We start from the raw sequence: 25,417 nt of genomic DNA on the forward strand, positions 1-25,417 counted from the left end.
GGCTTGGGCCCTCGCCAGTGATGCCGCTGGCGCCGGCGCCGCCGCCGGGGGCGGTTATCGTGGTCGTCCCGGATGAGCTATCCCAGCTGGCGGTGGTGTCACCACCGGGTCCGCCTTCTGGGGCGGAGAGTGACCCGCCTGCACCACCTTGGCCGACGGTGACAGTGATCGTGGTTGCCTCCCAGGGGATGTCAGAGCCGCGCTGCACGGATGTGGTATTCCAGTTGCCGGCCCCGCCACCGGCTTCGTCGTTGGCACCGTATCCGCCGCCGCCGCCGGCGCCCAGCAAGACCAGGTCGATGGTGGTGCACCAGTACGGGATGGGGTAGGTGTACGTACCCGATATGTCGAAGGGCTTTGGGTCCTCCGTCAAACCCGCGGGAAATCCGGCCTGCGCGGAAAAGACACCCTTGCCGGTGAAGTTGGCGGTGACGGGTACAGGTTTCTGGCCTTCGCCGTTCTCGTCGCCGGGGTAGTAGCCGTCGATTGGGTCGGCATCGATGCCGCAGCCCACGAACCGGACCGCCATCACGATGGCTGCGATCATCAGCGGTGCGGCAATTAACAGCGGCTCATTCATAGCGAGGCTTCCCGTGTTGAGTCCGCTGTCATTCCGTGCTCCTCGTCGCGGCCTGCCGATGATTTTCGGGCGCGCCACAGCCCGGCTTCCGTCCGGGTCCGGCGGGTTGCAGCGTGCTTAATTGCGCCTTTACCGGCCCACCGTTGGCAAGGGCCTGGTCCGCTGAGCGGACCGAAGAGCTTGGCTCGCCGGCGGGATATTCAGCGCTGCGTCACCACGGCGACGGTACGCCGGCGCGGATCCGAGCGACCTCGGAGCGTGCGAAGCGCACCCGGTCGGTGTCGGCACCGCGCGCCGCGGCTAACTCGTCGGCAAGCGCATAGGCGGCATTGAGGATGTAGCGTGAGCGCCTGCGTTCGTGACGGTTACCACCGGCTTTGCGATAAGCCTTGCGGGCCTTACGGTTACCGGCCATCGCGTCCAATTCGACCGGGGTGATCGCGTCACGGGCCTGCTCGGGCGCCATGACATCGCGAACGAAGTCGCGTTCCCTGGACACGGTCATTTTGTAAACCCGCGCGACGATGATCAGCGCACCAATGACGGTCCCGATCAACAGTCCGATCAGCGTCAGCACATTCTGCCCGGCAATGGCGGCAACCGAGTCCCAGGTCCCGTGCAGCAGCATCGGTATTGCGATCAGGACCAAACCTCGCCCAATTTTGCGCGGTTCAGCCGGCCTGCCGAAAAGGTAGACCACACCTGCGCAGAAGATGGCGCTGTACAGAATGTGGGCCGCCACCCCGGTGAGCATGCGAAGGATGATGGTGCCGACCGACGCGCCAATCTGATTGGCGCCGAACTGGGTTCCGGCCGAGGTCATGGCGTAATTGATGTCCTCGACGATTTGGAAACCGAGACCGATGAACGCGCCCAGGATGAACCCGTCGAACGCGGTCCGGATGTGCCGTTGCGCCAACGCGATAAGCAGTAGCAATCCCGAGCCTTTGGCAAGTTCCTCGGTGAACGGGGCAGCGAGTCCGGCGCCCCAGTTCAGCGCCCACACTTGGCCGAAAGTCTTTCCGTACAAGGCGAGGATCGCGGTGTTGGCATTGGCGGCCATTGCCCCGGTCGCGGCGAATCCACCCCACAGGAATGCGACAGCCATGAGCTTGTGTGGGAGTTTGGCGTAGTGGTCGATGCGGTCGGTGAACCACCAGAACAGAGCCGCGTAGATGGCGAATGACGTGACCGCCAGCCCGATCGCCTCACCGTACGCGTTGTACTCGCGGGCAAGCGTGGAAAAGAAAGTGAGAACGCCGATTCCGACCAGCGCGGTATATCCCCAGAATGCGAAATTGCGCGGCTGGTAGAAGACGAACCGTCGGCCCCAGCCGGAAAGGTCGAGGGCGACGTCGCGCGCACGATCGAGTTCTGCGAGCGTCGTCACCATCGCTTTGCCTGCCCGGATTCGCTGATACTGCCGATCATCCGCAAGACCGCGGCGCTTTGTTCGGCGCCGGCGTCGGTCGGCCCGGTCGTGATTGCTTTGACACCACGACCATCGAATACGAACGCCGCGATCAGGCCGGCGGTGTGCGGTCCGGTGACTCGAACTGTCGCACCCTGCTTGCCCTGGGCGGTGACGATGGTCGCGGGCGCCCCGGTGATATGGACGCCGCGGCCCTGGTTGAGCGCGTCGGTGGTGGCCTCGATCTGATCGAGCAAATGGTCGGCGTCGCCCTGGAACGGCCCAGTGCGCACAGTGAACTTCAGCGCCCCGTTCTCGACGGCGGCTGCCGCCGGATATTGGCCAGAGATCGGTCCGTGGCCCTCGCGGAGACCAGAGGTGATGCCCCAGCCGGCTTCCGGAACGAATGTCACGTTGCCGTCGAGCTCCATCACATCGCCGGCTCTGACGATGTCGTGGTAGGGCACCGTTGCATCGATGATCGGCAGCACCACCGACATGATGAAGACCAGCGCGAATACCGCCAACGTCGGGCGCAGGGTGCGCCGATCCAGACCGAATCTTCGCTCATCGGCGGGCACCCAGCCCTCGTCGGGTTCGAATCTTGGTGCTGAGGCCGCCGAGGACACCTGGCCTCCCGCATCCGGCATATTCGCCCAACCTTTCTACCCGTTGCGACAACGCCTGAATAGCACCGCAGTGAGAGTAGCGAGCGGTTAGATACGCGTGATCAACAATGGCCACATCCGTGGGTTTGGCTCCGCTCGGCCGATCAACTTATAGGCTGGCAGACCATGACTATCGACCGTATGGCGCTGGCTGCGGGCAGCATCCGACTTGCCTCAGGAATATCGTTTCTCGTCGACCCCCTGCGCGCGAACCGGCTCTGGGGAGATCCCGACAAACCCACACCGACCGCGCAACTGCTGCTGCGATCGATGGGCTACCGCGACGCATTGATCGGGGGATTGCTGGCAGCATCGGCGTTGCGCGGCAACAACACCCGCGGGTGGTTTCTGGCCTCCGCCGGTGCCGACGCCGCCGACCTGCTCGGCGGAATGAGCGTCCATCACGAGCTGAATCGCTCGCAGCAACTAATTGGTCTGGGCGGTGCTGTCATCGGAGTCGGCACTGGGCTCTGGGGCGCGGTGCGCCGAACGACCGGGGCGGTCGAAGCGCCCGCTCCGGTCAGCGACCGGTAAACCGTTGTGTGTCAATCGATGTGACGGACCAGGGTGTCGACAAGCGCGCTGACCGCGCGGTTCGCGTCCTGCGACACTGCCGACGCGATCGACAGCGTCCAGGTCATGGTCGGGCGCAGCGGGATGGTGTTCAGGTCGGGGAATCGGCCGGCCACACTGGCGGGCAGGATGGTGGTCGCCAGCCGGTGCCGGATGAGCTCTGCGGTGATCGCATAGTCGGCGACTTCGTAGGCACTGACCGGTTGGACGCCTGCCGCGGCGAAGCCCTTGTCGAGGCGCTGCCGTATTCCCCAGCCGGGCGGAAACTGGATGAAATCCTGTCCGGCCAGGTCGGCCAACTCCACTTTGCGGCGACTAGCCAGTGGGTGACTGGCGTCGCAGACGAAAAGCATGGGCTCGCGCATCAATTCGCGCAGCGCCACTAACTGCGATCCGGGGGAGGTGATCGAGACGAGGGCCAGATCCATCTGGCCGTCGGCGATCGCGGTCAGATGCCCGGCAGAACCGGTGACGCTTTGTCGCAGCCGGACGGTGACCATCGGATTGGCGCCGCGAAATTCTTCAAGGGCGGCAGGCAGATTCAGCGTTCCCCACGACATCAAGGTGCCCAGGGTGACCGTGCCGGCGAGCTGGTCGCGGAAGGCGTCGACCGAACTGCGGGCTCGGTGAGCAGTGTGCAGGACCTCGCGGGCGTGGACAAGGAAGGTCTCACCGGCCCCGGTGAGTGCGATTTGACGTTTCGACCGATCGAACAGCTCGACGCCGAGTTCCTTTTCAAGCTTGCCGACCGACGCCGAGAGTGCAGACTGCACAACGTGTATCCGTTGGGCAGCCCGGGAGAAGTTCAACTCGGCGGCTACGGCGACGAAGTACTCCAAGTGGCGTAACTCCACGATGCCATTCTATCGCGATTCGCGATCGTAAGGTTCGATATTTTGTGTTGGACGCGATTGGTAATTCTGGTGTTGGCTAAGCATGCGAGATGAACGACGATCGGCTCAAAAAAGGACGGACAGATGCGGGCCTTGCGTTTCAGCGAGTTTGGCGAACCGGGCGTTCTGCGTATCACGGACGTTCCGGATCCGGTTGCGACGCCGCACGAGGCGGTGGTCCGAGTCGAAGCGGCCTCCGTCAATCCCTCTGATGTGAAAAACATTGCCGGAGCTATGGATTGGACGGTGTTGCCGCGTACGCCAGGTCGCGATTTCGCTGGCGTGGTGGTCAGCGGGCCGCCGGCATGGGAAGGTGTCGCGGTCTGGGGGACCGGGGGAGATACCGGGTTCACCCGAGACGGTTCGCACGCGGAGTTGATGTCGGTTCCGGTGGAGGCTCTGGTCGCCAAACCCGAACGACTGAGCTTCGACGAAGCCTCGACGGTCGGCGTCAACTTTGTGGTGGCGTGGTATGGGATGGTGGAAACCGCGCAGGTGGCGGCGGGTGAGACGGTCGTGGTGTTCGGTGTATCCGGCGGAGTGGGGGGCGCCGTGGCCCAAATCGCTCATGCGCTCGGCGCGAACGTGATTGGTGTGGACCGTCGGCGGCCTGGAACGGGTACGCCCGCAGCGGTGGTCATCGACGAGTTCGTCGCCTTCGATCCCGCAGCCGACATCGGCGCAGCGATCAAACGTCTGACCAACGGCAAGGGCGCCGATGTGGTGTACGACGCGGTGGGCGGCGTGACCACCCCGTCGGCGCTGGCCGCGCTGGCACACCGGGGCAGGCTGGTGGTGATCAGCGCCGTCGGCTCTCCGGCGGTCGAAGTCAACTTGCTCGACCTGTACCACAACGAAATTCGCATCCTGGGCACCGACAGCGGCAAACTGAGCATCGTGGACTCGGCTCAGCGCCTGGAGCAGATGACGCCCTACTTCGAGTCCGGAGAGTTTCGCCCGCTGCCCATCGCGGCCACGTATTCGCTCGACGACGCGGCCGCGGCGTACCAGGCCGTCGCCGGCCACACCGCCGGCCGCGTCGTGATCCGCCCCTGGCCAAGAGAGGCGAGCCAATGTCATCCGACCTGACCGAACAGACCCTGACCGCGGCCGTTCAGCAGACCTTCGACGAGTCGACCGACGAGCGCTTCCGGCAGGTGTTCGTCTGCCTCGTCCAGCACCTGCATGATTTCGCTCGCGAGGTGCGCTTGACCGGCGACGAATGGTTCGCCGCAATGGATTTCCTCGAGCGCACGGGCAAGATCTCGACCCCTACCCGCCAGGAGTTCGTGCTGCTCTCCGACATCCTTGGGTTGAGCATCTTGCTGGACAAGATCAATCAGCAAACCGAGGCGTCGACCACCGATTCCGCCTTGCTCGGTCCCTTCTATGTCGAGGGACGACCGACCGCCGACAACGGGTCCGACATCTCTGACGGCGTCACCGGCACACCGATGTTCGTCACCGGCCGCGTTGTCGATGACCGTGGCAATCCGATCGCCGGCGCGAAAGTCGACACCTGGCACAGCGACGGTGAGGGCTTCTACGACGTGCAACAGACCGAGAAGCTGCATGATCAACGCGCCATGCGCGCCCTGCTGACCACCGACGACGCTGGGCGATTCTGGTACCGATCCATCACACCGCGGTACTACCCGGTGCCCACCGACGGCCCGTGCGGGGAGATCCTGCGCGCGGCCAACCGCTCGCCGATGCGCCCGCAGCATGTGCACTTCTGGTTCAAAGCGCAGGGCTACCAGCCGCTGATCACTCAGCTGTTTTGGCGGGACGACCCGTACATTGGCCACGATGCCGTGTTCGCGGACCAGGATTCACTGATGGCGGATTTTGTGCGGCACGAGCCAGGTACCGCCCCCGACGGAACGGCGGTCGGCGAACCGTTCGTGACCCTGGACCGGACCTTTATTCTGGCCGTCGAATAGTCAAGGGAAGAAACCAATGTCACGGATACCGCTGGCCGGCATCGAAAAGCAACCCGAAGCCATTCGCGATTTCATCGCACGGCGCGGCAATCTCAACGTGTTCGGCGTGCTCGCCAATGCCCCCAACGTGTTCGTCGGTTGGGCGCAGATGGTCGATGAGTTGTTCGACAGTCCCACCTTCAGTCTGCGGATGCGCGAGGTGGTCATCTTGCGGGTGGCCCGACTGCAGAACTCAGGCTATGAACTCAGCCAGCACATTCGGATTGCCCGCGGCGCCGGTCTGACCGAACAACAGATCAGTGCGATCGTCGAGACCGAAGACCTCGATGCGGCCGACTTCAGCGCCACCGAACGCCTGGCGTTGAGCGTCATCACCGAACTGTGCAACACGCATCGACTCAGCGACGAATCGTTCGCCGCGGCCCGCGAGGAATTCGGCGAGCAGGCACTTACCGAGCTGCTGATGCTCGTCAGCTGTTACTACGGGCTGGCATTGGTGCTGAACGCGGTTGACCTCGATGTGGACGCCGACGCCACCTTCCGGCCCTGAAAGGAGAGGCTCAATGACTCGAATCGCCTACCGCGAGCCGGAGGACATGACGCCGCGGGCCCGCGAATTGACAAACGCGCGTGGCAATCTCAACGTCTACCGCGCGCTGGGAAACGCCGAGAAGGTGTTCACTGGCTGGATGCTTGCCGGAAACGCGGCGCTGACCAGCCCGGTGCTGCCGGTCAGGCTGCGCGAACTGGTCGTGCTGCGCACGGCCTACCTGATGGACTGCGGCTACGAGCTCGGCCAGCATCGCGACGTCGCCCGTACCGCTGGTGTGGGCAGCGACGAGATCAACGCGATCCTCTCCGAATCAGACTGGCGCGACGGCTCTTTCGATGCGACCGAAGTCGCGGCGCTGCAGCTCGTCACGGAGCTGCTGACCACCGGCGGCGTGGCGACCGAGACGTTCGACAGCGTGCACCGTAATTTGGGCGCGGAGGCGACCGTCGAGGTGCTGATGGTCGTCGGCCGCTACGCCGGCTTGGCGTTGATGCTCAACGCCCTCGACGTCGATCTCGACAAAAGTGCCCGGCTACCGATCCCGCCGAGAGGCGAACCAACCTGACTACATGGTCACAGTCAGCGCTGCGCCGGCGTGGCTACATCTTGATCGCCGGTATCAACCTCTCGAGGTTCCACAGTTGATCTCGCCGGGCAGACAGGCACGAAATCAGCATGGCGACAGCCCATATGCCGATCAGCACCAGGATTGCCTGCCAGAGCCGGCCGTCGATGCCGCCGAGTATGAGTTGCCGAAGTCCGTTGACCCCATAGGTCATCGGGTCGAAGCGATGGAGGAACTGGAACGGCTTCGACGTGGTTTCCACGGGGTACATGCCGCCGGCGCTGACCAGCTGCAGCATGAGCAGCGCCATGATCAGGACCCGGCCCACCGCGGGGCCGACGAGCGCATTGATCGCCTGGGTTGCGGCCACGAACGCGAACGAAATGAGGATCATGAAGCCGAGCATCGATGCTGGGTGCACGACGTGCATGCCGAGTCCGAATCGGACGACGCCGTACAGGATGACGGCCTGGAACAGCGCGATTACCGCCGCGGGCAGATAGCTGGACAGCGCTACCCGAATGGGAAGCACCTCAGCGGCAATGGCGCGGCTCTGCAAGGGCCGCAAGATCATCCAGAGCACGAGTGCGCCGAAGAACAGAGCCAGCGTGAGGAAGAACGGCGCCATGCCGGTGCCGAAGTTCGGCGCGGCATTCTCGTGGGAGGTCTCGAGTTGTACCGGACCGCCGATGGTCTCGGCGACGGCGTCCTTCTGCTGGGTGGTCCAGTTGGGGATCTGCTTGGCGCCGTCGGCCAGCTTGGTCGCCAGCTCAGACGACCCCGCCTTCAGCTGGTGGGCGCCGTCGTCGAGTTTCGCTATGCCGCTTGCCAACTCGGCGTTACCCGAGGCCACCTGCTGCGCGCCGTCCCGCAACTGGGTGAGCTTGTTGGTCAGATCCCGATTCTTCGTGCCGACCTGGTCGAGTGCTGACCCGAGCGGACTGCCCGGGTTACGCAATCCTGACGTCATGGCGATCGCCGCGTTCTGCGCGTCGGTGAGACGCTGGCGGATCTCGGGTGTGAACTGGTGCCCGCGGAGTTGATCCTGCACGCCGCGGAGGGTATTTGCCAACGGATCCTGCCGCGCGGAGAGTTGATCGATCACCGAGGAGAGCGAGTTCGCGGCGGAATCCTGAGCGGTGGCGATAGTGCCGATCTGATCGTTTGCCTGCTGTAGTGCTGTGGCACCCTGCTGAAGCTGTTCGGTGTTGCCGCCGATCTGCGACAGTGCTTTGGTGACGGCGAGCAATGGATCGGTGGCCTGGTTGATGCCATCGGAAAGTTGTTTGGCGCCCGCGGCAAGCTTCTCCGAGCCGGACCGCGCGCTGTCCAGGCCGGTCACCAACTGACCAGTGCCGTTGTCGAGTTGGGCGGCGCCGTCGGCGGCCTGCTTGATGCCGGATCCCGACGAAACCACCACGGACAACATCTGATTGACCGCCTGCCCGGAGATCCGCGACGAGACGGCGTTGAGTACCTGACTGATCGCGGTACGCCCGATGCTGGTCGAGATGTAGTTGTTGGCGTCGTTGTAGACCGCGATCAGGTTGGCCTTCTTGGGCTGTCCGGTCACCGGCGAAGCGATCGCCGCGCTGAAGTCGGGCGGCAGCTCGACCATGAAGTAGTACTTGCCGTGTTCGACGCCGCGGTGTGCTTCCTCGGGGCTGACGACGTGCCAGTCCAGGCTGCCGTCGGCGGTCAGGCTCTTGGATATCTCGGCACCCGCGTTGAACTGCTGCCCGGACACGACGGCACCGCGGTCGGAATTGACCAGTGCCACAGGCATTTTGTTCACATGGCCAAACGGGTCCCAAAACGCCCACAGGTACAGCGCGCCGTACACCAGCGGCAGCAGCATCAGCACGACGATCGCCACCCGGGTCATCCGGCTGCGGCCGAAACGCTTGATTTCCGAGCCGAATGCAAGTCCAGCCAGCATCGTCAGTCCCCTTCGGTCAGGATGCGGTGATCGTGAAGCTCGTGGTCCGGGGCGTCGGCGCCGAGCGGATTGGTCACCCCGACGACCACCGTGCGATTCGTCGCGAGCGTGCCCAGCCGATCTACCGCGATCGCGCGGCGCGCGTTGTCGCGTACCTGCTCGAGGTCGCCGACCACCAGGACCGGACGACTCGACAGCGTCGCCAGGGTGATTCGCAGCAAAAACAGCTCCAGATCGGACAATTCGACGATGTAGGTACCGGGGGACGGCGCAGGTATGTCACCGAACACCTCGGTCATCTTGGACTGGCCTGCTTCACGGGGTATCTGGGCATACCACGGGGCCAGCCACCGCCGCTGCTCGGCGAGCACCGTCTGCACGGTCACCGATTCCTCAAGCTCGTCGATGTCGGGAAAGGCCGCGATCGCGCAGTGCCGGCGAATCGCACGTGGCTTCGTGTCACCGTGCACCGTCAGGGATCCGTGGCTGGGTTTGAACCGACCGGCGAGGGTCAGCAGCAGCGTGGTCTGTCCTGGGCCGCCGGGCATTTGAATGGCGTGAAAACCCTCGGCAAGTGCCAAGTCGATGCCGGAGAACAGCGGACCGTGCTCGCCGTCTACCCCGAGTCCGGTTGCGGTGATCACTGCCGGCACGTCCGGCTCATCTGGGGTTTCCATGTATTGCTCCTAATCGCTCTGGACCCGCAACAGATTCCAGAAGAGCGGTGATCAAATGCGCGAGGAGGTCAGGGTCGATGGTCCCTGGGCGGAGGACTTCTTCCATCGCGATACCCAAGTTGATCGTGACGACAAGCTGGGCAAGGTCGGCCAACTGGCGGCCAGACGTCACGGTGGCGGCAGACTCGACGAAGTTGTCTGCTTGGTCAGCGGCGGCGGCACGGCGACGCGCGATCAGGCGTTCGCGCAGTTCCGGATCCCGCACGGCGCGCAGCCAGTACTCGACGAGCAGAACGTAGTAGTCGGCGTGCCCGTGAACCGAGTCGAGCACGGACCGGCTCAACGTCTGCGCCGCTGCGGCGATGTCGTCTTCACTTTCCAACGCCGTCGCGATCTGCTCGCCACGAAGCTCGAATTCGCGATCGAGCAGGGCCAAGAACAATTCGTCTTTGGATCCGAAGTTGGAGTACACCGCGCCTTTGGTGAATCCCGCGGCCTGACCGATCGCATCGATCGTGGCGCCGGCGAACCCCTCGGCGGCGAAGACTTTGGACGCGGCGTCCAAGATCCGGTCCCGCACCTCGCCCCGAGTAGGGCGTGTCCGCGGCGGCTTGATAGGCGACATGGGCGAAAGCATACTCTTCGGTATCGAGTCGATACCCGCAAGTATCGAAAGGTGGGTGGAAATGTCAAACTTTGAGCTGACCATTCGTGGTGGCACGGTGTTCGACGGCACCGCCGCGGCGCCGATCAGCGCGGATATCGGTATCCGCGACGGGAAAGTGGCGGCGATCGCGCACGGTCTGCCCGATGGCGTGCGCACGGTAGATGCTCGGGGTCAATGGGCGCGTCGAGCCGCAGCGGATTCTCGGCGGGCCGGCAGGGCCACGAGGCTCTGTGCAACTTGAGATTCGGACACCGCGTCGGCGGCTCGGTCAGGTCACTGATGCGCCGTAGATTTCGTCGATGTTCGCCTTGAGCTTCTTGTCGAATTCCGCATCGGTCTGATCGACAGTCAGGCCCTCGGTCAGGGCACGGGAGAAGCTCGCAATCAGACGGTGGTTATGGGACAGCATGTCGGCGCTTTGGGAAAGGGTGTAGCCGCCGGACAGGGCGACCACCCGCAACACTCGGGGATGGTCGATGAGCGGCGCATAAAGATCGGCCTCATCCGGCAACGTCAGCTTGAGCATCACCTGCCGGTCATCCGGAAGCTCATCGAGTTTCGCCTGCAGCGCCGCCACCAACAGTCGATCCGCGGTCGGTTTGTCGGGGCATTTGATGCTGACCTCGGGCTCGATGATCGGCATCAGCCCGTGTTGCGCGATAGCCTCGGCGCTCTCGAATTGCTGTTCCACGATCGCTTTGATACCGCCGTCGTTGGACTCCTGAATGAACGAGCGCATCTTGGTGCCGAAGATGCCTTTCTCGACCGCGCGCTCCAGCAGCGAATCGAGTTTCGTCAGCGGCTTCATCAGCTGGACGCCGTACTGCACGTCCGCGAGGCCCTGGTCGACCTTGACGAACGGCACGATGTGCTTCTGCTTCCACAGGAACGCGACGGTGTTCTCGCCGTTGATGGTGCGATCCATCGTCTGCTCGAAAAGAATGGCTGCCAAGATCTTGTCGCCGGTGAAGCTGGGACTCTCGATTAGTCGCGCGCGCGCCTCGTGAATGAGGTCGAACATCTGCCCGTCATTGCCGTACGCATGCTCAGGGATTCCGTAGAGCGCCAGCGCTTTGGGCGTGCTACCGCCGCTTTGATCCAGTGCGGCGATGAAGCCACGGCCTGACTCCATTTCACTGCGTTGCTCTTCGTTCATTGCGATCCGTCCGCCTTCCCGTGTCGAGCCGGTGCATTCAGCATCGCGCAACGTCAAGTCTGCGGCTACCACTTCTGATGGGCCCGCAAACCACCCGCTCCCAACGCTTGAGCAGATCGCTACGGTTGGCAAAGACGGGAGGGGACTGATGGGGCAACGCGACCTTGATTCGACCGAAAGCCTCTTGCAGGAGCTGCTGTGGACGTACGGGCCGTGCGGCCAGGAGGACGCGGTGCGCGCGGTATGTGCCCGCGAGCTGGAACCCCTGGTCGACGACATGTGGACCGACGACGCCGGCAACCTGATCGGCTACATCGGCGCCGAGACCGGCGCTGTGCAGTCGCGTGATCATCGACATCGCACGGCCACCATCGCCGGTGGTTCGGGGGTGCGCGTCATGGCACACATGGACGAACTGTCCATGCTGGTCAAGAGAGTCGAATCCGACGGCACGCTGCATATGACGCAGCTTGGCGTGATGTATCCGGGCAATTTCGGGCTCGGCCCAGTCGCCGTGCTCGGCGATAACCAGACACTCACCGCGGTGCTCACGCTGGGCTCCGAGCACACCACCCAGGAGAGCCCGCGGATCTGGGAGACCAAGCCCGACCAAGGCGACCGCGCGCTGGATTGGCAGCACGTCTACGTCTTCACTGGTCTCGGACACGAAGATCTCGTGGACGCCGGGGTGCACGCCGGGACGCGGGTATGTGTGGATCGCAGCAAGAGAGACCTCGTCGAGTTCGGCGGTTACGTCGGCGCCTACTTTCTGGACGACCGCGCCGCGGTGACCGCCCTGCTGCGCGCCGCACACGATGTGCACGAGCGTGGGCAGCGTCCCTCCCAAGACGTGTATCTCGTCTTCACCACCAACGAGGAAATCGGCGGAGTGGGTGGCTCCTACGCCAGCGCCACCCTGCCCGGCACGCTCACCATCGCCCTGGAAGTCGGTCCGACCGAGCGGGAGTATGCGACCACGGTGACCGGCGGTCCGATTATCGGTTACAGCGACGCGTTGTGCGTTTACGACAAAGATGTGGCCGACCGGCTGATGGGGATTGCGACCGCTCGTGGGCTGTCGCCTCAGCCGGCCACACTGGGCGCATTCATGTCCGACGCTTCGCATTCCAAGGCGAGTGGGCTGACGCCGCGCGCGGGGCTGCTGTGCCTGCCCACGCTGAGCACCCACGGTTTCGAAGTGATTCCGCGCGCGGCGATCGATGACATGGCCGGGATCGTGGCGGATTTCCTGTTGGACGCTTAGCTTTTCAGCGTCGCCAGCAGCGCGCCGAGCCCGAACTCGAATACGGCGTCGTAGTCAGTGGGCGACTGCAGCGCCTGCACCAGCGCTTGATCGGGCCAATCGTCGTCCCACAGCGACGGATCCTCTTCTTCGTGTTTGGCCCCGCGGACCGCGGAGAACTGCATCACCGCGGAGGATATGACGTGAACTTGTACCGCGCGCAGCACCAGTGCGGCCTCGGCCCCGGTGACGCCTAACTCCGCGAGCAACGCGGCCAGCCTCTGCTGAATCGGCAGAAACAGCGTCGGCGTTCGATCACGTTCGTGCGCGATGGCCAGCAGATGTTGCCGGTCGATCAGGACGCGGCGCTGCGAGCGGGCAAGAGACGCAATACGTTCCACTGGGGTGCCGCCGTCGACGGGCAGGTGTGCCATCTCACTGAGCAAACGGTCAATCAAGCTGTCGAAGAGCTTGTCGCGGCCGCCGATATGCCAGTAGATCGAGGTGACCGCCACCCCCAGTTCCTCGGCGAGAGCCCGCATGGTGAAGGCGTCCACGCCCTGGCGTTCGATCAGGCCGGCGGCGGTGTCCAGAATCGTTTCCGCGCTAACAGGCGCTGTCACCGGCCTCACCTCCCGTCATGAGGTCTGATTCCGGTAGGTCGAGATAACGCTCGAGATTGCGGTGCAGATTGATCACGCGTCGTTCTTCGTTGGACAACGTCAGGTGCGTGAAGCCAGGTTGGTGCATACCACGCTGAAGACCGGCCAGTACCGAAATATCCTGGGTGAGAACAAGTCCCGGTTCGGCCTCGTCTGCAGTCATCCGAATGTCGGCGGGCTTGCATCGCTCCGCACCGGGCGGCATACGTGTCCACAACATCATCACGAGTTCGCCGTGGTCGGGATCGGGTCCGGGATGGGAGGTCATCACGGTCAGGTGATCGGCATTGGCCAGCAATGTCATGTTGGGGAAGATGTTGTACTGGTGTAGTCGCATCACCTGGTCGGTGCTCGCCCAGCTCAAATCGACACCGCGCCCGGCCGCGAAAGCTCTTGTACGCTCGGCGATTACCTCTGCGACCGACTGACCCGGCTGACGTTGGTCGTCGGGGAACGGCGTGCCGTCGACGACACCCATCAGCGCGCCCTGTGTGCAGACATAGGCATCCCACACGTCTGAATCGCTCAGCGGGTGTTTGAGGTGCGGACTCGGTACGCCGTAGATCTGTTCGGACTTGCCGGTATGTCCCCAAATCACCTGCGGTGCATAGACATCGTCCATGCACCTGTGCAACTCCGGATGCAACGTCTGAATGTGGTACGTCTCGCTGAATCCGTCCGCGATCGTCTTCCAATTCGCCTCGACCTCGACGGTCATGGTTGCGTAGCAACGGAAGTCTCCCAGCCCCAACCAGGCGATGTCGTTGGGCACCGCCTCGAGGTAGTCGGCAAGCGGCGGCGCGCCGAGGTCGAGATTGACGAAGACCAGCCGCTCCCAAGAGTCGACTCGGACCGGGAACAACGGAAGCTCAGCCATCGGCAGCACCCCGAAACCCTTGCGGTTGGGGACGCGCTTAAGCACACCGGCAAGGTCCCACGTCCAGCCGTGATATCCGCAGCGCAGTTCGCGCAGATCCGAACCGGCTCCGGCGCACAGCGAGTTGCCGCGGTGACGGCACACGTTCTGAAAGGCGCGCAGCGTGCCGTCGTCACCGCGGACGATCAGTACCGAGAAGGGCCCGCAACGGTATTCGAAGTAATCGCCGGGCTCGGCGACGTGGTCGACCGTGCAAGCCAGCTGCCATACCTTAGGCCACATCCGCTCGACTTCGAGCTGTGCGAACGCCGCGGAGTAGTAGCGCTGCGCGGGCACCCTGGTCGGCCGTTGCGGCGGCGGGCCAATCGCATCTTCGCGCCGCAGATCAGGTGCTGCGTGGGTCGTCATCGAAGTACTCCCGGAGCCTCTGTAACGGTGTTACAGTCCCTTGCAGTGGTCACTGTAGCCTGCTGGCAGCGCCGACAAGGGAGTAATCGTGTTCGACCTCAAAATCACCGGTGGCACGGTCGTCGACGGAACCGGCGGGGACCGATTCGATGCCGACGTCGCGGTCAAAGACGGCAAAATCGTCGAGGTTCGTCGCCGCGGTCCCGGCAGCCCGCCGCTGGAAGGTGAGGCCGCCGAAACCATCGACGCGACCGGCAAGATCGTCGCGCCCGGATTTGTCGACATCCACACCCACTATGACGGCCAGGTCAGCTGGGACGACATGTTGGAGCCGTCCAGCAGTCACGGCGTGACGACCGTCGTCACCGGCAACTGCGGGGTCGGGTTCGCGCCGGTGCGACCGGGCTCAGAGGAGTGGCTGATCGGCCTGATGGAGGGTGTCGAGGACATCCCCGGCAGCGCACTGACCGAGGGCATCTCCTGGGGATGGGAGAGCTATCCCGAATACCTCGATGCGATCGGACGAAAGAACTTCGCCATCGACGTGGGCAGTCAGGTCGCCCACGGCGCGATCCGTGCCTATGCGATGGGCGAGCGCGGTGCACGTAACGAGCCCGCGTCACCTGACGACATCGCGGCGATGGCACGCCTCGTGCAGGAGGCGGTCGAGGCCGGCGCGCTGGGCTTCTCGACGTCGCGCACCATCGGTCACCGTGCCATCGATGGCGAGCCGGTCCCCGGAACCTATGCCGCGGAGGATGAGCTGTTCGGGCTCGGCCGGGCCATGGCGGCCGGCGGCCAGGCCGTCTTCGAGCTGGCCCCGCAGGGCGTTGCGGGTGAGGACATCATCGCGCCCAAGAAGGAACTGGATTGGATGCAACGGTTGGGCGCTGAGATCGACCGACCGATCTCGTTCGGCATGATTCAGGTGGACGCCGCGCCGGAGCTGTGGCGCGAACAGCTGGACATCTCGGCGGCCGCTCACGCAGCAGGCAGTCGGTTGTATCCCCAGATCGCGGCGCGGCCGTTCGGCATGCTGTTCGGCTTCCCCGGGCATCATGCGTTCACCCATCGTCCGACCTTCCGTCGGCTGAAAGCCGAATGCAGCCGCGAAGAGTTGGCGCAGCGTCTGGCCGATCCCGCGGTCAAGGCCGCGATCCTGTCCGAAGACGATCTGCCACCAGACCCGAATCTGTTGTTCGACAACATGTTCGCCCTCGTCCAATACTCGCTTGGCCGGCTATACGCGATGGGCGATCCGCCTGACTACGAGCCGACCGACGAGCGCACGGTGGAGAAAATCGCTGCGGAGCGCGGCGACGATCCCTTGGCCACGCTCTACGACCTGATGCTCGAGTCGGACGCAACGTCGATGCTGATGCTGCCGTTCTACAACTACTCGCACGGAAACCATGACGCTATCCGGGAAATGCTCACGCATCCCGCCGGCGTGGTCGGGCTGTCCGACGGCGGCGCGCACTGCAGCATGATCTGCGACGCGTCGTATCCGACCTTCCTACTCACCCACTGGGCTCGTGATCGTCATCGCGGCGAGAAGCTGCCGTTGGAGTACGTCGTCCGCAAGCAGTCGCACGACACCGCTCAACTGTTCGGGCTCTCTGATCGCGGCGTCATCGAGATCGGAAAGCGGGCCGACGTCAACGTGATCGACATGAACGCGATCACCCTGCATGCTCCCCGGATGGCCTACGACTTGCCGGCCGGCGGGAACCGAATCGTGCAGGGCGCTTCGGGCTACAGCGCCACGATCGTCAACGGCGTCGTGACCCGCCGCGACAACGTCGACACCGGCGCGCGGCCCGGCCGGCTGGTGCGCGGCGCCCGCTGAGCGTTGCTGCCTTTGCTGGCAGCTGTCACATCAGCCACCGGAATCTCGGCGGGCTTCGGTGTTCGGTTTGCCCGCCTTCGAGCGACAATCCGTTGCCCGCGTCGAGTTGTCGCTCAAAGGCGGGCAAATTGTGTATCGGCTCCGCCCAGAGATTCGTGGGGCAGATGTGACCGTGACGGCTGTCAGCGGGTGCGGCTTGGTCGATCAGCGTCTCGGCCGCCGCGCGGGCCGGCGCCCACGGCGACGGTCGTCGAGCGAGGTTGCCAATGCAGCTGCGCCTTCATAGAGCACGCCGAGTCGGTCCGTGCCGGAGATGACCCCGCGGTGGTGGCTCAGGTCGTGCCGAAGGCGGCGACCAGTCGCACGCCGAAGTTACGCTACCCGGCTGGACCGCTGGCGCGACGGTTGTCACTGCTGAAGAGAATCACGCCAGCGACGTTGCTGGACAAGGGAACTCGTAGGTTCAACAAGCTGTCGGTCAATCCCAAGCCAATGCAGGCCGTACACCAAGGCAGAGCGTTCGTGCGGTCTGCGGGCAGGAAGGTTTAACGATCACCCGAGCTGGTCATGGCTTGATGTACCGGCGGACTAAGTCGTTTTCTCCGAACCCGTTTGCGTGTTCCGAGCCCCTGTCGTCGCGGCCGAAGAACGTCCATCGCCGCGGAGTCGTCTGGGGGACACTGATCAGCTTGACGGTATAGCGCAGGCTACTTTCGCGCAGCGACCCGATGATGTCGCCGACGCGGATCTGCGACGGGTGAATCTCGGGTGCGTCACACCAATTCTGTACGGCCACTATTTCCTTTACGGTTCGATACCAGTGTACCCGTGATCGGTGCACGGGCGACGCTTGGTACGACTCCAGTGAGTCTCCGGGTTACCAAGCAACCGTTTGGTGGCGTAACGTCATGTAAGAGCCGTTTCGTTGTCAGCGGTGGTCGAGTCCTATGCACGCGGATGGCACTCACCGGCAATGGGATTCCTCCGCTTGCCTGCGATGGCGGGTAAGCGACCCCAGCCGCGAAGGAATTCCCTTGAATAGATTCGCTTTTGCCGCAAACCGATTCGTCATCGGATGACCTATCGGCGTTCGGCCAACCCGGTCCGGCTCTCGGTTGCGCACGAGTTGGGCGGGGACATCGACGGGGCCTGGTGGCCACGCGTGGATCGCATGACCAATGAGTTACCCGACCTCATCGCCGCGCTGACCCCGTTGCTGGGCGAGATCAGCTCCATCAACGTCAATTGGCCACCATTGCAACGACCACCAGACTTCAACTGGCCTGGATGGGAACGCAAGCCACAGCACGTGATGACGGTTAACGGCGAAGGGGCGCGTGTCAACCTGTTGGTCATCCCGTACACGACGTTCAGCGGCCTTGCCCTGATGGTGCTGCGCCGGGCCGCGAGCATGCCCGTCACCCTGGCCGACCGCGACAAACCCGCATTTTCGACCGCCGGCTCGATCCTTCAGGCCGCCGTCAGGCAGCGCGCCACCAGCCTCGACGCTTAGGTGCCGCAGAACGTCCGGTAGTCGCCGAATTCTTCCGGCGCGGGCGCCGCATAGCGCTCGAAATCAGGTCGCTCGTCGTAAGGGGCGCTCACCGCGGCGAGCAGTTGCTGAAGTGGATCGAGGTCGCCGGCTGTCGCTGCCGAGAGTGCATCCTCGACGAGATGGTTCCGCGGGATGTAGATCGGGTTGCTTCGGTCCATCGCTTCGGCGTCCGGATCGAGCGCTTGCCACCGGGGGAGCCACCCGTCGATGCCGGCCAGGTTGATGAACCGTCCGCGGGTCGCTTCGCTATCGCCACGCGCCGCGCGGCTGAGCCCGCGGAAGAACGAGGTGTAGTCGACGCGGCTCTCCTTGAGCAGTGCGAGCAAATTCTCGACCAACGATGCGAGGTCCGCGGGATCGACGTCTGCGGACAAGCCGAGCTTGGCCCGCATCCCGTCGCTCCATGTCGCGTCGTACTGGGAGCGGAACACCCCGAACGCCTTCTCCGCGAGCGTGACGCCCTCGTCGACGGTGTCGGCGAGAAGTGGCAGAAGCGCCTCGGCGAACCGCGCCAGGTTCCACGCGGCGATCGCGGGCTGGTTGTCGTAGGCGTAGCGGCCCCAGTGGTCGATCGAACTGAACACGGTGTCGGGGTCGTAGCCCTCCATGAAGGCGCAGGGTCCGTAGTCGATGGTCTCGCCGGAGATCGTCATGTTGTCGGTGTTCATCACGCCGTGAACGAAGCCGATCAACATCCACTTGGCCACCAGTGACCCCTGGACGGCGGCGACCGATTCGAACAGCGCCAGGTACGGGTGGTCGGTCATCGCGGCGCCGGGGTAATGGCGCGCAATCGCGTGGTCGGCCAGTCGCCGAAGCAGGTCGAGATCTGCTGTGGCCGAAGCATATTGGAAACTGCCCACCCGCAGGTGGCTGGCGGCAACGCGGGTCAGTACGGCACCGGGCAGCAGCGTCTCGCGTTGCACCGGACGTCCGGTGGCCACGACGGCCAGGGCTCGCGTCGTCGGGACACCCAGGGCGTGCATCGCTTCGCTGATCACATACTCGCGCAGCATCGGTCCCACCGCCGCGAGGCCGTCGCCGCCCCGGGCAAACGGCGTGGGCCCCGACCCTTTGAGGTGGATGTCGCGCAGGCACCCGTCGCGGTCGGCGAGCTCGCCAAGGAGCAGCGCGCGACCATCACCCAACCGCGGGACATACCCGCCGAACTGATGTCCCGCGTACGCCTGCGCGACGGGCGCGGCACCACTGGGAACCAGGTTGCCTACCAGGAAGCGCAGTCCGTCCGGGCTTTGCAGCCAGGTCGCGTCGAGTCCCAGCTCGGATGCCAGGGGCGCGTTGAAGGCCAGCGGCCGCGGCTCGGGAAAGCTCTGGGCCTGCCAACTGACGGCCATCTCGGGCAGGTCGCGCGCGAAGCGGTCTTGCAGACCGATGGTGGTATCCGGGGCGACGCTCACCTCACCCAGCCTACGGGCGGTGAGCTGTAGGTCGACGTGACCAGCGTGACTAACATCGACCAGGCAAACCCTCGGAGATAGGAGCCCTCACCGGAATGCTGGAGCCGCACGAGGTAGACAACCTGTTTCCCGCTGATCTGCCCGCACCGGGTGAGTGGGAACAGCGCTATCCACCCCGTGACCTGCCCGCCGATGCCCGGGTGACCCGATTGGCCCCTTCGCCGACCGGCTTCATTCATCTCGGCGGCATCTACACCGCGATGATCGACCAGTCGGTCGCGCAGCAGACCGATGGCCGCTATTTCGTGCGGATCGAGGACACCGACCAGTCGCGGGAAGTCGCAGGCGCGTATGAACAGTTCGATCGTGCCTTCGCCTATTTTCGGATCATTCCCGACGAGGGGGTTGGCGGCGGTGATTACGGGCCGTACCGCCAGTCGGAGCGGGCGAATATCTATCTGAGCTTTGCGCGCGAGATGTTGCGCTCCGGCAAGGCATACCTCTGCTTTGCCACCTCCGAGCAGCTCACCGAAATACGCACGCGCCAACAACAACTCAAACGGCCGACCGGTTACTACGGCGAGTGGGCGATCTGGCGCGACGCCGATGTCACGGCCGTCCGCGACGAGTTGCTGAAGGGGACGCCGTACGTGGTGCGTTTCCGGTCACCCGGCCGTACCGGCGCGCGAGCCTCCTTCACCGACGCGATCCGCGGTGAACTGTCGATGGAGGACAACTACAACGACGTGGTCATCCTCAAATCGTCGGCGGCTGTGCAGCTGCCGACCTATCATTTCGCCCACGCCGTCGACGATCACCTGATGCGGTGCAACCTGGTCATCAGGGGCGAGGAATGGCTGTCGTCGACATCACTGCATCTGCAGCTGTTCGAGGCGCTGGGATTCCAGCCGCCTTCCTACGCGCACATCGCGCTGTTGATGAAGCAGATCCCGGGCGGCAAACGAAAACTGTCCAAACGCAAAGACCCCGAAGCCGACGTCGACTTCTACATCAGTTCGGGTTATCCCGCCGACGCGGTGCTCTACTACCTACGTGGTCTGGCCAACGGACGCCTGGCCGAAATCCCGCTGCCCGATGCGCTCGCCGCGCCGATCTCGCTGGCCGAGTGCGGGGGCGCCGGCCCGCTGGTCGATCTGGTGAAACTGGAAGACATCAGCGCCGACCACATCGCGACGCTGAGCGGGCCTGAGATTTACGCGGCCGTGACAACGTGGGCCGCCGAGTTCGATCCCGAGCTGCATCAGGTGATCGAAGCTCACCCGGACCAGACGCTGGCGGCGTTGGCGGTCGAACGTGACGGCGTCGCCAACCCTCGCAAAGACCTGCGCAAATGGTCGGACTTTCGCACCGCCTACGGCTTCTTCTTCGCCGATCTGTTCGCATCGGTGGGTGCCGACGACGAGCAATTGGGGCTGCCTGCCGAACTGGTCCGCTCCTTCGCGGGAGAATTCGTCGCGGCCTACCGGGATCTCGACGACCCGGTGCAGTGGTTCCAGCAGATACGGGACCTGGCCGACAAGTTCGGCTTTGCCGCCAACGCCAAGGACTACAAAAAGAACCCCGATGCTTACCCCGGCTCGATCCGGGAGGCCTCGCAGCTGATCAGAATCGGCTTGACCGGGTCGACCAAGAGTCCAGACCTGTTTCAGATCGCGCGCACGTTGGGCCGTGACGAGGTCATTCGGCGGGTCAGCAGCCTGACCGCCTAGCTCGGTGAGCTGCGGCCGTGCTCGATCAGGTCACGAAAGCGGTCGACCATCGACGCAAACGGTCCGACGGCAAAATTCAACATCGGCGATTCCACCCCGGCATGCGGACGGGTTGGCGCGATGGCTTCGGCCGCCCGTACCGCCGCCGTCAGTCGCTTGAGCTCGTCGGCGTCGAGTTCCCTTTGCAGCTTCGGGAATTCGTAGGTCTCCTCATGTTGGGCGTGGTCTAACACCGCATCCCGCAGCTTCGTGAGCTCGTCGATGAACTCCTGTGAGGTGATATCGATCTTCTCGATCGCCGACAACAGCTCCTTTGCCTCATGCTCCTCTTCGAGGCGAGCATCGACGATCGAGTCGATGGCATCGACCTCGCGGCGCACCCGAGGATGCACCACCATCTCCTCGGCAGTCTCGTGCACGGCCAGCAATTGGCGTAGGTGCACAAACGGTTTCTCGCGGGCCTTGGGGTCCGTTGCGTGCAGCACCTGGTCGAACATGTCCTCGATGAGGTTGTGCTGTGCTTTCAGGAATGCGACCACATCGTCGGGCGATTGGATGATCATCTCGGACATGCCACTTACCTCCGGTGTTTGAAAAGTCGACGAGTGCGGGCAGTCGGCTGGCCCGTTTCGGTGTGGCGTACCCGCCGGAAGGATGCGACTAAACGCGGTCGCAGTGGGCGCTAGTCTGCATTCGGCACTATGTCGAGGAGGCGGGCTGTGGTTCGCGCCGGCGACGATGCAGAGCGAAGCGATGAGAAGGAGCGGCGCAATGGCCTCTGCGGACCGCGACGTCGCTGACATCGACTTCGGCGACCTGACGTCGCCCCGGCTGACTGACATCCAGCGTCAGATTCTCGAGTTCACCGAAGCCAGGCCCGTCGACTTCGACATCGACAAGATGCTGTCTGAAGCGATCGAGCAGGCCGGTGTCGGCGACGACCTCGACAATCGCGACGGCTTCAGCGACCGGCTGGCCGCGCACGTCGCCGCGATCGAAGCCGACACAGGTTTGACCCAGCTCACCCGCTCGTCGTTGCGGCAACGCGTCGTTCGCCTGCTGCGCAACCGGCTGTCGTTGACCGAGCTCATCAAGCGCTATCCCGAGATCGACTCGATCCCGATCGAGAAGCCGTTCATCGTCGTCGGGATGCCGCGGTCGGGTACCACGCATCTGGTCAACCTGATCGCCGCCGATCCACGCCGGCGGGCATTGCCGTATTGGGAAAGCCAGGATCCGATTCCGGCGCTGGGCGACGGCCCCGACATCTTCGGGGTCGATCCGCGCTACGCCCGGGCGAAGTCCGAGCACGAGGCGCTGATGGCCAGCGCCCCGGTGGTGGCCGCCATGCACGACAGGTTCCCCGAAGCGATCGAGGAAGAAGTCGAGCTGCTCGACCTGGACCTGGCTGGCTATGTCCTGGAATGGCATGCGCGCGTACCGGATTGGCGCGATTACTACTTGAGCCTCGATCAGCACCGGCACTACGCGTACATGAAGAAGGTCTTGCAGGCGCTGACGTTCCTGCGTGGCCCGCGCAGCTGGATCCTCAAGAGCCCGCAGCACTGCGAGCAACTTGGGCCGCTGATCACGACCTTCCCCGATGCGACAGTCGCTTTCACGCACCGTGATCCGGTCGCGGTAATCCAGTCGGCAATCACGATGATGGCCTACTCCGATCGACTGCGCCGCACGAGTATCGACCCCGGCTGGCTGCTGGACTATTGGAGCGACCGTGTTCACCGGCTACTCAGTGCCTGCGTGCGCGACCGCGAGCTGGTGCCGGCCGAACGCAGCATCGACATCGACTTCAGCCACCTCAACGGCAACGAAATGTCGTTGCTCGAACAGCTTTATCGTTGTGGCGGAGTCGAATTGACCCCGAAGGTACGCCACCGTTTTCAGCAGTACCTGGACGGCAATCCACGCGGCAAACACGGCAGCATCCGTTACGATCTGCAACGACATTTCGGGATAGCACCTGACGAGTTGCGGCAGCGGTTCGACTTTTATTTCGACAGGTTCGACGTTCGGCCCGAGTGAAGGAGTCAACAGCGATGTCCGAGCCGATCTACCGCAGCCGACCGGGCGCGGATGCCTTGGCCCCGGCTTGCGCCGATAAGGCCGAGCAGATCGCTGCGGGGCTCTGGTGCTCGCCGGGTCTGTCGAATTCCTACTTGCTGACCACCGACGCGGGACGGGTGATCGTCAATACCGGCATGGGTTTCGAAGGGCCGGTGCACCGCGCGAACTTCGACGCGGTCGACTCCTCACCGGTGCGCTACATCATCTTCACGCAAGGCCACGTCGATCACGTCGGCGGACTGGACAGCGTTCGGGACGCCGATACAACGGTTGTCGCACAAGCGAACTGGACCCTGTGGCGCGACGACAACGAGCGGCTCATCCCGTACCGGGCCAACCGCAGCGCGTTTGCCTTCAAAGACACCCTGGCGACCGGCATCCAGGCCATCCAGCGCCGACTCGGCACCAAGCGCCTACCGGGACAGAGTGTTCCAACCGTCGACCTCGATTTCGAGGACACTCTCACGTTGGAGGTGGGCGGCCGTCGGATGGAGCTGATCGCGGTGCCGGGCGGGGAAACCAACGATTCGCTGCTGGTGTGGCTGCCCGATGAGCGGATTTGTTTGTGCGGAAACACTTTCGGACCCATCTTCGGGCACATTCCGAACCTTGTCACGATGCGCGGCGACCGCTATCGGGACGCGCTGACCGCGATCGCATCGGTCGAGCGGGTCCGTGAACTGCAACCCGAACTGCTGGTGACCGGTCACTTCGCGCCGATCGCCGGTGCCGAACGCGTCGGCGCCGAGCTGAATCGGCTACGCGACGCCATCCAGTACGTTCACGACCAGACCGTGGCAGGCATGAACAGCGGGAAGGATGTTCGGACCCTGATGCGTGACATCACCCTGCCTGCGGAATATGAAGTGGGGCAAGGCTATGGAAAGGTCGCCTGGGATGTGCGGGCAATCTGGGAGAACTACTCGGGGTGGTTCCACCATCGCTCCACGACTGAGCTCTACCCGGTAGCTTTCGACGAGGTGGCCGCCGACGTGGTCGAGCTGGCCGGCGCCGACGCGCTCGTGCAGCGGGCGCGCGAACACCTGGCTGACGGCCGACCGTTGCACGCCATCCACCTGGCCGAGCTGGTGGCCGCCGATCATCCGGGAGCGCGTGACGTGCTGAGGCAGGCCCACGAGATCCTATTGGGGGACAGCACGAACTTCTGGGAGCGAGCGTGGCTCACCGAGCAGATAGCGAGAAACACATGACAGCGCGCGTCAGCTTCGACTTCACCGGGACGGCGGCTCTGATCACCGGGGGCACCAGCGGAATCGGGCATGCGACCGCGTCTTTGTTCCGTGACGCCGGAGCGCAGGTCACCATCACCGGAACCAAACCGGCCGCGGCGGACTACGAGGCCGACCTGTCCGGCATGGCGTACCACCAGCTGAAGATCACCGATCACGACTCGGTGGACGCGTTGGTGGGCACCTTCAGCCGGCTCGACGTCTTGGTCAACAACGCGGGCGCGAATTTCCCGGGCGGCCTTGACGAGTCGAAGCCCGACGGGTTCGAGGCCTCGGTAGCACTCAACCTGACCGGGCCGTACCGTCTCACCGTCGGGCTGTATGGCGCGCTGCGGGCATCGAGCGCGGCCGGGGGCGCCAGCGTGGTCAATCTGGCGTCGATGTCGGCATTGCGCTCCGTTGCGTTGGTACCCGGCTACAGCGCCGCCAAGTCAGGCGTCATCAACATCACCCGAAACCTCGCAGTCAAATGGGCGGGCAAGGGAATTCGTGTCAACGCGGTGGCGCCGGGTGCTATCGACACGCCGATGACCGCGCCGATGCATGGCGCGGCCGAACTGGTAAAGGCCGAACTCGCGCACATCCCGCTGCGGCGGTTCGGATCGGTGACGGAGATCGCGCCTACCGTCGCATTTCTGTGCACCGAGCAATGCAGCTACACCAGCGGGGCAGTCTTCGTCGTGGACGGCGCATCCGATTGCATCTAAAGAGCTAA

Annotated in this window: 26 protein-coding genes and 1 pseudogene; 13 read left to right on the top strand and 14 right to left on the bottom strand. The window is 64.2% G+C overall.

Annotated features, from left to right (window positions below; genetic code table 11):
* The 3 genes from WAO18_RS04020 to WAO18_RS04030 all read right to left on the bottom strand — a co-directional run.
* Positions 1-580, bottom strand: a 580-nt coding sequence (locus WAO18_RS04020; protein WP_422204081.1) for a glycine-rich domain-containing protein, incomplete at its 3' end; no start/stop codon positions are given.
* 211 nt (positions 581-791) lie between these two features.
* Positions 792-1,973 (bottom strand): PrsW family intramembrane metalloprotease, encoded by a 1,182-nt coding sequence (locus WAO18_RS04025; RefSeq protein WP_422204083.1) that lies wholly within the window; start codon positions 1,971-1,973, stop codon positions 792-794.
* The gene (locus tag WAO18_RS04030; RefSeq protein ID WP_422204085.1) at positions 1,967-2,641 is read right to left on the bottom strand and encodes a hypothetical protein; all 675 of its coding nucleotides are present in this window, start codon (positions 2,639-2,641) and stop codon (positions 1,967-1,969) included. The genes WAO18_RS04025 and WAO18_RS04030 overlap by 7 nt, the downstream gene beginning before the upstream one ends.
* A gap of 144 nt (positions 2,642-2,785) precedes the next feature.
* Between WAO18_RS04030 and WAO18_RS04035 the strand changes: the two genes are divergently transcribed.
* Positions 2,786-3,193 carry a DUF4267 domain-containing protein gene (locus WAO18_RS04035; RefSeq protein ID WP_422204087.1) on the top strand — a complete coding sequence of 136 codons (408 nt, stop codon included), beginning with the start codon at positions 2,786-2,788 and terminating at the stop codon, positions 3,191-3,193.
* Between the two features lie 11 nt (positions 3,194-3,204).
* Here the strand turns inward: WAO18_RS04035 and WAO18_RS04040 are convergent, their stop codons facing one another.
* Complete coding sequence (locus WAO18_RS04040) at positions 3,205-4,086, bottom strand: LysR family transcriptional regulator (RefSeq protein ID WP_422204088.1); 882 nt, start codon at positions 4,084-4,086, stop codon at positions 3,205-3,207.
* Between the two features lie 123 nt (positions 4,087-4,209).
* Between WAO18_RS04040 and WAO18_RS04045 the strand changes: the two genes are divergently transcribed.
* The 4 genes from WAO18_RS04045 to WAO18_RS04060 are packed head-to-tail and all read left to right on the top strand — an operon-like array spanning position 4,210 to position 7,186.
* A complete protein-coding gene (locus WAO18_RS04045) occupies positions 4,210-5,214 on the top strand; it encodes a quinone oxidoreductase family protein (protein WP_422204089.1) in 1,005 nt (334 codons plus the stop codon).
* Positions 5,199-6,068, top strand: coding sequence for a dioxygenase (locus WAO18_RS04050; RefSeq protein ID WP_422204090.1), 870 nt, complete (start codon positions 5,199-5,201; stop codon positions 6,066-6,068). The genes WAO18_RS04045 and WAO18_RS04050 overlap by 16 nt, the downstream gene beginning before the upstream one ends.
* Before the next feature lie 16 nt (positions 6,069-6,084).
* On the top strand, positions 6,085-6,618 hold the full coding sequence (locus tag WAO18_RS04055; RefSeq protein ID WP_422204091.1) for a carboxymuconolactone decarboxylase family protein: 534 nt from the start codon (positions 6,085-6,087) through the stop codon (positions 6,616-6,618).
* A gap of 13 nt (positions 6,619-6,631) precedes the next feature.
* Positions 6,632-7,186, top strand: coding sequence for a carboxymuconolactone decarboxylase family protein (locus WAO18_RS04060; protein WP_422204093.1), 555 nt, complete (start codon positions 6,632-6,634; stop codon positions 7,184-7,186).
* A 34-nt stretch (positions 7,187-7,220) separates the two neighbouring features.
* On the opposite strand, the gene WAO18_RS04065 is transcribed toward WAO18_RS04060, so the two are convergent.
* The 3 genes from WAO18_RS04065 to WAO18_RS04075 are packed head-to-tail and all read right to left on the bottom strand — an operon-like array spanning position 7,221 to position 10,439.
* Positions 7,221-9,125, bottom strand: a complete 1,905-nt coding sequence (locus tag WAO18_RS04065) for a YhgE/Pip family protein (protein ID WP_422204094.1) — start codon at positions 9,123-9,125, stop codon at positions 7,221-7,223.
* Positions 9,126-9,127: 2 nt separating this feature from the next.
* Positions 9,128-9,802, bottom strand: coding sequence for a hypothetical protein (locus WAO18_RS04070; protein ID WP_422204096.1), 675 nt, complete (start codon positions 9,800-9,802; stop codon positions 9,128-9,130).
* Positions 9,786-10,439: a TetR/AcrR family transcriptional regulator gene (locus WAO18_RS04075; RefSeq protein WP_422204098.1), complete on the bottom strand. Its 654-nt coding sequence runs from the start codon at positions 10,437-10,439 to the stop codon at positions 9,786-9,788. The genes WAO18_RS04070 and WAO18_RS04075 overlap by 17 nt, the downstream gene beginning before the upstream one ends.
* 49 nt (positions 10,440-10,488) lie before the next feature.
* On the opposite strand from WAO18_RS04075, the gene WAO18_RS04080 reads away from it, so the two are divergent.
* Entirely contained in the window at positions 10,489-10,710 is a 222-nt protein-coding gene (locus WAO18_RS04080) for a hypothetical protein (protein ID WP_422204099.1), read from the top strand.
* A 27-nt stretch (positions 10,711-10,737) separates the two neighbouring features.
* On the opposite strand, the gene WAO18_RS04085 is transcribed toward WAO18_RS04080, so the two are convergent.
* Positions 10,738-11,625 (bottom strand): fructose bisphosphate aldolase, encoded by an 888-nt coding sequence (locus tag WAO18_RS04085; RefSeq protein ID WP_422204100.1) that lies wholly within the window; start codon positions 11,623-11,625, stop codon positions 10,738-10,740.
* A gap of 148 nt (positions 11,626-11,773) precedes the next feature.
* Here WAO18_RS04085 and WAO18_RS04090 point away from each other — a divergent pair, with 148 nt between their 5' ends.
* On the top strand, positions 11,774-12,889 hold the full coding sequence (locus WAO18_RS04090) for a peptidase M42 (RefSeq protein ID WP_422204102.1): 1,116 nt from the start codon (positions 11,774-11,776) through the stop codon (positions 12,887-12,889).
* Here WAO18_RS04090 and WAO18_RS04095 read toward each other — a convergent pair.
* Positions 12,886-13,491, bottom strand: coding sequence for a TetR/AcrR family transcriptional regulator (locus WAO18_RS04095; protein WP_422204104.1), 606 nt, complete (start codon positions 13,489-13,491; stop codon positions 12,886-12,888). The two genes, WAO18_RS04090 and WAO18_RS04095, sit on opposite strands and share 4 nt — an antisense overlap.
* Positions 13,475-14,815 carry an aromatic ring-hydroxylating oxygenase subunit alpha gene (locus tag WAO18_RS04100; protein ID WP_422204105.1) on the bottom strand — a complete coding sequence of 447 codons (1,341 nt, stop codon included), beginning with the start codon at positions 14,813-14,815 and terminating at the stop codon, positions 13,475-13,477. Before WAO18_RS04100 ends, WAO18_RS04095 begins: the two co-directional genes overlap by 17 nt.
* Positions 14,816-14,903: 88 nt before the next feature.
* Here WAO18_RS04100 and WAO18_RS04105 point away from each other — a divergent pair, with 88 nt between their 5' ends.
* Complete coding sequence (locus WAO18_RS04105) at positions 14,904-16,664, top strand: N-acyl-D-amino-acid deacylase family protein (RefSeq protein ID WP_422204107.1); 1,761 nt, start codon at positions 14,904-14,906, stop codon at positions 16,662-16,664.
* A 193-nt stretch (positions 16,665-16,857) separates the two neighbouring features.
* On the opposite strand, the pseudogene WAO18_RS04110 reads toward WAO18_RS04105, so the two are convergent.
* A pseudogene (locus WAO18_RS04110) lies at positions 16,858-16,967 on the bottom strand (TetR family transcriptional regulator); the annotation flags it as partial.
* A gap of 262 nt (positions 16,968-17,229) precedes the next feature.
* On the bottom strand, positions 17,230-17,460 hold the full coding sequence (locus WAO18_RS04115) for a hypothetical protein (protein WP_422204108.1): 231 nt from the start codon (positions 17,458-17,460) through the stop codon (positions 17,230-17,232).
* A 279-nt stretch (positions 17,461-17,739) separates the two neighbouring features.
* On the opposite strand from WAO18_RS04115, the gene WAO18_RS04120 reads away from it, so the two are divergent.
* Positions 17,740-18,177 carry a DUF5994 family protein gene (locus WAO18_RS04120; protein ID WP_422204109.1) on the top strand — a complete coding sequence of 146 codons (438 nt, stop codon included), beginning with the start codon at positions 17,740-17,742 and terminating at the stop codon, positions 18,175-18,177.
* Here the strand turns inward: WAO18_RS04120 and WAO18_RS04125 are convergent.
* Positions 18,174-19,637, bottom strand: a complete 1,464-nt coding sequence (locus WAO18_RS04125; protein ID WP_422204111.1) for a protein adenylyltransferase SelO — start codon at positions 19,635-19,637, stop codon at positions 18,174-18,176. The two genes, WAO18_RS04120 and WAO18_RS04125, sit on opposite strands and share 4 nt — an antisense overlap.
* A 95-nt stretch (positions 19,638-19,732) precedes the next feature.
* Between WAO18_RS04125 and WAO18_RS04130 the strand changes: the two genes are divergently transcribed.
* A complete protein-coding gene (locus WAO18_RS04130; RefSeq protein ID WP_422204113.1) occupies positions 19,733-21,367 on the top strand; it encodes a glutamate--tRNA ligase in 1,635 nt (544 codons plus the stop codon).
* Here WAO18_RS04130 and WAO18_RS04135 read toward each other — a convergent pair.
* Positions 21,364-21,939: a hemerythrin domain-containing protein gene (locus WAO18_RS04135; RefSeq protein WP_422204115.1), complete on the bottom strand. Its 576-nt coding sequence runs from the start codon at positions 21,937-21,939 to the stop codon at positions 21,364-21,366. The two genes, WAO18_RS04130 and WAO18_RS04135, sit on opposite strands and share 4 nt — an antisense overlap.
* Before the next feature lie 199 nt (positions 21,940-22,138).
* On the opposite strand from WAO18_RS04135, the gene WAO18_RS04140 reads away from it, so the two are divergent.
* Genes WAO18_RS04140 through WAO18_RS04150 form a run of 3 tightly spaced genes read left to right on the top strand, consistent with a single transcriptional unit; the run spans position 22,139 to position 25,409 of the window.
* Complete coding sequence (locus tag WAO18_RS04140) at positions 22,139-23,410, top strand: sulfotransferase family protein (protein ID WP_422204116.1); 1,272 nt, start codon at positions 22,139-22,141, stop codon at positions 23,408-23,410.
* A gap of 14 nt (positions 23,411-23,424) precedes the next feature.
* On the top strand, positions 23,425-24,663 hold the full coding sequence (locus WAO18_RS04145) for an MBL fold metallo-hydrolase (protein ID WP_422204117.1): 1,239 nt from the start codon (positions 23,425-23,427) through the stop codon (positions 24,661-24,663).
* Positions 24,660-25,409, top strand: a complete 750-nt coding sequence (locus WAO18_RS04150; protein WP_422204119.1) for an SDR family NAD(P)-dependent oxidoreductase — start codon at positions 24,660-24,662, stop codon at positions 25,407-25,409. The genes WAO18_RS04145 and WAO18_RS04150 overlap by 4 nt, the downstream gene beginning before the upstream one ends.
* Positions 25,410-25,417 lie beyond the last annotated feature (8 nt).

The organism is Mycobacterium sp. (assembly GCF_049278535.1).
Taxonomy (GTDB): Bacteria; Actinomycetota; Actinomycetes; order Mycobacteriales; family Mycobacteriaceae; genus Mycobacterium.

What these genes read in the sequence shown, in the direction of transcription:
- WAO18_RS04045 (WP_422204089.1), top strand. Translation starts at nt 4,210, where the DNA reads ATGCGGGCCTTGCGTTTCAGCGAGTTTGGCGAACCGGGCGTTCTGCGT.
- WAO18_RS04135 (WP_422204115.1), bottom strand. Translation starts at nt 21,939, where the DNA reads ATGTCCGAGATGATCATCCAATCGCCCGACGATGTGGTCGCATTCCTG.
- WAO18_RS04080 (WP_422204099.1), top strand. Translation starts at nt 10,489, where the DNA reads ATGTCAAACTTTGAGCTGACCATTCGTGGTGGCACGGTGTTCGACGGC.
- WAO18_RS04130 (WP_422204113.1), top strand. Translation starts at nt 19,733, where the DNA reads ATGCTGGAGCCGCACGAGGTAGACAACCTGTTTCCCGCTGATCTGCCC.
- WAO18_RS04150 (WP_422204119.1), top strand. Translation starts at nt 24,660, where the DNA reads ATGACAGCGCGCGTCAGCTTCGACTTCACCGGGACGGCGGCTCTGATC.
- WAO18_RS04120 (WP_422204109.1), top strand. Translation starts at nt 17,740, where the DNA reads ATGACCTATCGGCGTTCGGCCAACCCGGTCCGGCTCTCGGTTGCGCAC.
- WAO18_RS04075 (WP_422204098.1), bottom strand. Translation starts at nt 10,439, where the DNA reads ATGCTTTCGCCCATGTCGCCTATCAAGCCGCCGCGGACACGCCCTACT.
- WAO18_RS04140 (WP_422204116.1), top strand. Translation starts at nt 22,139, where the DNA reads ATGGCCTCTGCGGACCGCGACGTCGCTGACATCGACTTCGGCGACCTG.
- WAO18_RS04035 (WP_422204087.1), top strand. Translation starts at nt 2,786, where the DNA reads ATGACTATCGACCGTATGGCGCTGGCTGCGGGCAGCATCCGACTTGCC.
- WAO18_RS04100 (WP_422204105.1), bottom strand. Translation starts at nt 14,815, where the DNA reads ATGACGACCCACGCAGCACCTGATCTGCGGCGCGAAGATGCGATTGGC.
- WAO18_RS04145 (WP_422204117.1), top strand. Translation starts at nt 23,425, where the DNA reads ATGTCCGAGCCGATCTACCGCAGCCGACCGGGCGCGGATGCCTTGGCC.
- WAO18_RS04055 (WP_422204091.1), top strand. Translation starts at nt 6,085, where the DNA reads ATGTCACGGATACCGCTGGCCGGCATCGAAAAGCAACCCGAAGCCATT.
- WAO18_RS04025 (WP_422204083.1), bottom strand. Translation starts at nt 1,973, where the DNA reads ATGGTGACGACGCTCGCAGAACTCGATCGTGCGCGCGACGTCGCCCTC.
- WAO18_RS04085 (WP_422204100.1), bottom strand. Translation starts at nt 11,625, where the DNA reads ATGAACGAAGAGCAACGCAGTGAAATGGAGTCAGGCCGTGGCTTCATC.
- WAO18_RS04070 (WP_422204096.1), bottom strand. Translation starts at nt 9,802, where the DNA reads ATGGAAACCCCAGATGAGCCGGACGTGCCGGCAGTGATCACCGCAACC.
- WAO18_RS04030 (WP_422204085.1), bottom strand. Translation starts at nt 2,641, where the DNA reads ATGCCGGATGCGGGAGGCCAGGTGTCCTCGGCGGCCTCAGCACCAAGA.
- WAO18_RS04090 (WP_422204102.1), top strand. Translation starts at nt 11,774, where the DNA reads ATGGGGCAACGCGACCTTGATTCGACCGAAAGCCTCTTGCAGGAGCTG.
- WAO18_RS04065 (WP_422204094.1), bottom strand. Translation starts at nt 9,125, where the DNA reads ATGCTGGCTGGACTTGCATTCGGCTCGGAAATCAAGCGTTTCGGCCGC.
- WAO18_RS04060 (WP_422204093.1), top strand. Translation starts at nt 6,632, where the DNA reads ATGACTCGAATCGCCTACCGCGAGCCGGAGGACATGACGCCGCGGGCC.
- WAO18_RS04050 (WP_422204090.1), top strand. Translation starts at nt 5,199, where the DNA reads ATGTCATCCGACCTGACCGAACAGACCCTGACCGCGGCCGTTCAGCAG.